5 protein-coding genes are annotated in these 5837 nt (G+C 69.0%); 2 read left to right on the top strand and 3 right to left on the bottom strand.

Annotated features, from left to right (window positions below):
• Positions 1-448: 448 nt before the first annotated feature.
• A complete protein-coding gene (locus I55_RS32415; RefSeq protein WP_044564858.1) occupies positions 449-1252 on the top strand; it encodes a BglII/BstYI family type II restriction endonuclease in 804 nt (267 codons plus the stop codon).
• An 87-nt stretch (positions 1253-1339) separates the two neighbouring features.
• On the opposite strand, the gene I55_RS32410 is transcribed toward I55_RS32415, so the two are convergent.
• Together I55_RS32410 and I55_RS32405 are read right to left on the bottom strand one after the other, a co-directional pair.
• Entirely contained in the window at positions 1340-2608 is a 1269-nt protein-coding gene (locus I55_RS32410; RefSeq protein ID WP_044564857.1) for an FAD-binding oxidoreductase, read from the bottom strand.
• Positions 2609-2620: 12 nt separating this feature from the next.
• Entirely contained in the window at positions 2621-3337 is a 717-nt protein-coding gene (locus I55_RS32405) for a phosphatase PAP2 family protein (RefSeq protein ID WP_049974735.1), read from the bottom strand.
• A 193-nt stretch (positions 3338-3530) separates the two neighbouring features.
• Between I55_RS32405 and I55_RS32400 the strand changes: the two genes are divergently transcribed.
• On the top strand, positions 3531-4871 hold the full coding sequence (locus I55_RS32400; protein ID WP_044564856.1) for a glutamine synthetase family protein: 1341 nt from the start codon (positions 3531-3533) through the stop codon (positions 4869-4871).
• Between the two features lie 135 nt (positions 4872-5006).
• Here the strand turns inward: I55_RS32400 and I55_RS39260 are convergent.
• Positions 5007-5837: methyl-accepting chemotaxis protein (locus I55_RS39260; protein ID WP_044564855.1), on the bottom strand; the 831-nt coding region annotated here is incomplete at its 5' end.

Below are 5837 nucleotides of genomic sequence, written 5' to 3'. Positions count from 1 at the left end.
ATCCATGTCGCCGGCGGAATTTAATTGCAGTGTTGTTGTGAAATCTTGTTGCGCAGCCACGGTCGCCTCTCCGGTCATTCTCCGGTTGCACGAATCAAGCACGTTCATCAGGCGGACTACCTCACCCCCGAGCAGGGACTGGCGACGGTTCGCTTTAGGCCCCACCGGTCCCCGAGTCGCCATTCCCATCCGGCCTGCGGGCCAGACCTTAGACGACACCTCTTGGGGGAACTACGCATCTCCTGGACAGACCGCGGCGGAGAGCGTTACGGCCAATAGAGATAGATACGTACTGATGTATCCATGGCGTGGATGTGGAACCTTCCGGGTCGCAGGCAGACGCAGGCCGCTGGAACCCCGTATCGCCGGACCACCTGGATCGGGTAGGGTCCTGGCCTTCGTTCGGCCGGTTCGGTCCCGGTCCAATTCGAGTGGATGCCCGTTCCCCATGTTTCCAACCCTGCTTCAGCGTGGTTTCCAGGTTGAATTCCTTTCGCACGCCCGCGCCATCCTCGGCGTCGATTTCCCCGAAGCCATGGCCGAGTTGGACGTCGTCATCGGCGCACTGTCCATTCCCGTCACCGAAATCGTCGGTTCGGGTGGGGGCGAGGCCAAGATCACCCAGCGTCTGCGCCGCGCCCTGTCGAATCATGGTTGGGAAAAAGCCCATTTCACCATCGAGAAGCGGGTCAACGGCAAGCGGCGCGAATCCATCAGCCATGAGGTCGACCACGTGCGCGCCGTGCCCGGGGTGGGGGTCATCGCGCTGGAGATCGAGTGGAACAACAAGGACCCGTTCTTCGACCGGGATCTGGAGAATTTCAAGCGCCTGCACGCCGAGGGCGTCATTTCCGTCGGGGTCATCATCACGCGCGGCCGCAGCTTGCAGGATGAGATGGTGCCCATGGTCCGCCGCTTCGCCCAGAGCCGCGCTCTGACCTGCGACGCCGACGTTCTGGCCCTGGGCCTGCGCCCCACCACCCGCCAGCAGGATGACGTCACCCGCCGCATGGCCAGCGGCGCGCCCTCTTTCGCCGAGGCCTGGGCCGCGTCGTTCTGCCAGGACAAGTACGGGGCCGCCACCACCCATTGGCGCAAGCTGGAAGATCGTGTGCACCGGGGCGTCGGCAACCCGTGCCCGTTGCTGCTGATCGGCATCCCCGCCGACGTCGTCACCTTCGATGTGCCGCTGTCGGAGATGCCGAAGGCCCCGGTGCAGGAGCCGGTCGAGGCGGAACTGCCGTTTTTCTAATTTCCTCAGTCGCCGGCGGGCTATCCAGCCTTTGACGTGTCCTCGCGTTTCGGTCCGCTACCCTCCCCAAACCGCTCCCGGTTTTTGTCAGAGCAGGTCGCGCAGGCGGTACCACAGGCTGGCCAGCCTAAGCAGGGGCACGCGCCAGGGACTTCCGACGAAGGACCGGTGGGGCAGGCGGGCGAAGACGTCGAACCGTTCCGCCTGGCCGGATATCGCCTCCGCCAGCAACTGCCCGCAGATGCCGGTCAGGGCCACGCCATGGCCGCTGTAGCCATGGGCGAAATAAGCGGTGGGCGATAGCCGGCCCAGTTGAGGCAGGCGGCTGACAGTCATGCCCACGCTGCCGTGCCAGAAGTGATCGACGCCCACGCCCGCCAGCTGTGGGAAGCAATGGACCAGCGCCCGCGTCAGCTTGGGACGCGCGTCCGCCGTCGACCGGTTGGCGAAGTTGACGCCGCCGCCGAACAGCAGGCGGTGGTCGCGGCTGCGCCGGAAATAATGCAGACCGGCATTGGTGTCGGACACAGCGTGGTCAGCCGGCAGCAGCGCGGTCGCCCGCTCCGCCCCCAACGGTACCGTGGCCAGCATGTAGGTGACGATGGGAACCAGGGTGCGGGCCAGAGGCGGCGCCAAGTCGCCCAGGTAGGCGTTGCCGGCCAGCACCAGGAAGCGGGCGCGCACCCGGCCGCGCGGCGTTGTCACCGTTGGGGCGGCGCCGGTGTCGATGGCCAGCGCCGGGGTGTTCTCATAGAGCCTGGCGCCCGCCGCACGCGCCGCGCGGGCCAGACCCTGGGCGTAGGCCAGGGGATGGAGGTGGCCGCTACCCCCATCCTCCAGCCCGCTGCCGTAGCGCGGGCTGGCCATCAGGGCGCGCAGGTCCGCGCCTTCCAGCAGTCGCAGCCGGTCATAACCCAACGCCTCGGCGTCGCGCAGCTGGGTCAGCAGGCCGGCGCGGTGGCGGGGGCGGGCGGCGGCGTAGATGTAGCCCCAGCGCAGGTCGCAGGCTATGCCGTGCCGTTCCACCCGCCCCACCAGCAGGGCCTTGGCTTCCTCCGCCAGGGCCCACAAGCGGCGGGCATCGTCAGGGCCGCTCATGCGGGCGATGGCGCTGACGGATTTGTTGTAGCCGCTGATCAACTGCCCGCCGTTGCGCCCCGAGGCCCCCCAGCCCACCTGTTCCGCTTCCACCACCGCCACGTCGTACCCGCGCTCCGCCAGGGTCAATGCGGCGGACAGGCCGGTGTAGCCGGCGCCCACGACGCAGACGTCGCAGGTGATGTCGCCGGCCATCGCGGCGGCGGCGGCTCCGGGTGGAGAGGAATGGCGATACCAGCTGTCGGGCCAGGGGGACATCGGGATGGCGCCTCAGCCGGGCAGCCAGCGGCACCACAGCGCCAGGGTGGCCTTGCGGCCGTAGAGGCCGGCGTGCAGCAAGGCGCTGGTCAGCACGGCCACCAGGCCGGCATACAGCACGTCGCTGAAGAAATGCCCACCCATGCCGATGCGTAGCAGCCCTACGCCGACGCCGACGGCCAGCCCGCCCCACAGCAACAGGCGCTGCCGCCGCCGGGCGGTGTAGGCGAAACTGTGCAGGAAAAAAGCCAGCACGGCGTCGCCGGACACGAAGGAGCAGTTGCGGCCGCAGTTGGCCTTGGGCGCCGGCAGGACGGGCGGGGTGTACGGGGAGGTGCCGCCGAACTCCACCACCTGCACCGGCCGGGCGCGGTGCCAGTGGTCCTTCAGCAGGCTGTTGCCGATCAGGCCCGGGCCGATGGCCAGCGACAACAGCAGGAAGGCCCAGGCGCGGGCGTCGGCGCCCCACAGCGACCGGCGGCGCCAGGCGGTCCAGGCGGTGCCCAGCACCAGCACGCCGGCCAGCACGCGGGCGCCGACCTGCACCGCCTCATGCAGCCGGTTGGCCAACGGATCCCCCCGCCAGGAGAACCCGCTTTCCGCCGTCCAGAACCAGCCGGCGATGGCCAGGTCCAGGTGAGGGGAAACGGACGCGTGCACCAGCACGGCGAAAAGGCCGGCCAGCGCCAGCCAGGTCAGCGCGCGGAGCGGGGTCGGGGCAGGGGGCATGGGGGCAGGGCAATCCGGCGCGAGAAGGAAGGGAATACCCGTCCGCACATACCATCCGACGGGGGCGCTGTCACCCCGGCCTAGGCCGCAAGCGCTAGGGGGCCTGCCAGCTTTGGCCGCTGCCGTGCCGCAATCCCGCCCCGATATGATGGGACGGTCCTTCCAATTTTGTCCGGTTCGAGGTTCCCGACCCATGGCCGTCCTGGAAGAGTTCATCCGCAACAACCGCATCACCGAGGTGGAGTGCCTGGTGCCCGATCTGTCGGGCATCGCCCGGGGGAAGATCGTCCCGGCCGAGAAGTTCCTGCGTATCCTGCGCGACCGCGGCCTGCGCCTGCCCGAAAGTGTCTTCATCCAGACCGTGACGGGCGACGCCCCACCCAACAGCGTGACCAATCCAGAGAACTCGGACGTCTACATGCTGCCCGACCCCGACAGCGTGCGCTTCGTTCCCTGGTATGACGCCCCCACGGCCGCCGTCATCTGCGACTGCGTCTATGCCGATGGCACCAGTGTCGACATCTCCCCCCGGTGGGTTTTGAAGCGGGTGCTGGAGCTGTACGCCGACCGCGGCTGGCGGCCCCTGGTGGCGCCAGAGCTGGAATTCTTCCTGGTGGCGTTGAACAAGGACCCGGACTATCCCCTGACCCCGCCCGTCGGCCGGTCCGGCCGGCAGGAGAGCGGCCGGCAGGCCTTCGGCATCGACGCGGTCAACGAGTTCGACCCCATTTTCGAGGCGGTCTATGACTATTGCGAGAAGCAGGACATCGACGTCGACACCATGAGCCATGAGGCCGGCGCCGCGCAGATCGAGATCAACTTCAACCACGGTGACGCGCTGAGCCTGGCCGACCAGGTGTTCCTGTTCAAGCGCACGGTGCGCGAGGCCGCCATCCGCCACGGCATCTACGCCACCTTCATGGCCAAGCCCATGCAGAACGAGCCGGGCAGTGCCATGCATATCCACCAGTCGCTGGTGGACGTTAAGACGGGGCGCAACCTGTTCGGCTTGCCGGACGGCGGCGACACGCGCCTGTTCATGAGCTTCATCGCCGGCCTGCAGAAATACCTGCCCAGCGCCATGCCGCTGATGGCGCCCAACGTGAACAGCTACCGCCGCCTGGTGCAGGGTTCGGACGCGCCCATCAACGTGCACTGGGGCCGCGACAACCGCACCACCGGCTTCCGCGTGCCGCTCAGCCCGCCGGAAGCGCGGCGGGTGGAGAACCGCGTGGCCGGCGCCGATGCCAACCCCTATCTCGCGATCGCCGCCAGCCTGGCCTGCGGCTACCTGGGCATGGTGCAGGACCTGGAACCGACGGAGCCGGTGAAGGGCACGGCCCACCGCCTGGCCTTCACCTTGCCCCGCCACCAGGGCGACGCCCTGGCCAAGCTGAACGCCTGCCGCCCCCTGAAGGAACTGCTGGGCGAACGCTTCGTCGCCAGCGTCACCACGGTGAAGCAGGCGGAGGACGCCGCCTACCAGCAGGTGATTTCCAGCTGGGAGCGCGAGAATTTATTACTTAACGTTTGATGCCCTGCGGGCGCCGGCATCCGCCGGCTTGCCATCCTCGATTTCCGGTCCGCTGACGCTCCCCAAAAATCTCCGGCGGCCCCCGTCGGGGCCTACAGCGGCAAGAGCCGTCGCTCTTGCCGCCGGTCTCGCTTCCTAGCGGATATTGGCCAGGAAGCCGTGGACTTGGCCGCGCAGGCGGTCGGTCTCCACTGACAGTTCACCCGCCGCCGCGCGCACGGTTTCGGCCACCGCGCCGGTTTCGGCCACGGCGTGGCGGGCGGCGGCGACGTTGCCGGACACCTGCTGCGTGCCGGTGGCGGCCTGCTGGACGTTGCCGGCGATCTCCGCCGTGGCGGCCCCCTGTTCCTCCACGGCCGCGGCTACGGCGGCCGTGATCTCGTTCATGCGGTTCACGGTCTGGCCGATGCCGGCGATGGCGTCGACGGCGGTGCCGGTCATGGCCTGGATTTCCGCCACCTTGGCCTGGATCTCCTCCGTCGCCTTGGCGGTCTGGGTCGCCAGGTTCTTCACTTCGCTGGCCACGACGGCGAAGCCCTTGCCCGCCTCGCCGGCGCGGGCGGCCTCGATGGTGGCGTTCAGGGCCAGCAGGTTGGTCTGCCCGGCGATGCCGGTGATCAGCGCCACGATGTCGCCCACCCGCGCGGCCGATGCTGCCAGCTCGCCCATGGAGGTGCTGGTACGGCCCACCTCTTCCACCGCGCCGGCCGCGATCTCCGACGACTGGGTGATCTGGCGGGCGATTTCGGTGATGGACGCGCTCAGCTGGTCCGTGGCGGCGGCCACGGTGGCGACGTTGGCGCTGGTCTGCTCCGCCGCGGCGGCGGCCGAGGTGGTCTGCGCCTCCGCCTGGGCGGCGGCGGAAGAGGCGGCGTCGGCTGAGGCCGCCATCTCCGCGGTGGCGGCGGCGATGCCGTCCACCACCAGCTTCACGCTGCCCTCGAACTCGTCGGCCAGGCGGGCCAG

The sequence above is a fragment of the Azospirillum sp. B4 genome (assembly GCF_000333275.1).
Classification (GTDB): domain Bacteria; phylum Pseudomonadota; class Alphaproteobacteria; order Azospirillales; family Azospirillaceae; genus Nitrospirillum.
The sequence above is the reverse complement of the archived record's forward strand: the minus strand, read 5'-3'. Positions and strand labels throughout refer to the sequence as shown.

Bases quoted from the DNA above. Each gene is read 5' to 3' on its own strand.
- I55_RS32415 (WP_044564858.1), top strand. From the start codon at position 449: ATGTTTCCAACCCTGCTTCAGCGTGGTTTCCAGGTTGAATTCCTTTCG.
- I55_RS32410 (WP_044564857.1), bottom strand. From the start codon at position 2,608: ATGTCCCCCTGGCCCGACAGCTGGTATCGCCATTCCTCTCCACCCGGA.
- I55_RS32405 (WP_049974735.1), bottom strand. From the start codon at position 3,337: ATGCCCCCTGCCCCGACCCCGCTCCGCGCGCTGACCTGGCTGGCGCTG.
- I55_RS32400 (WP_044564856.1), top strand. From the start codon at position 3,531: ATGGCCGTCCTGGAAGAGTTCATCCGCAACAACCGCATCACCGAGGTG.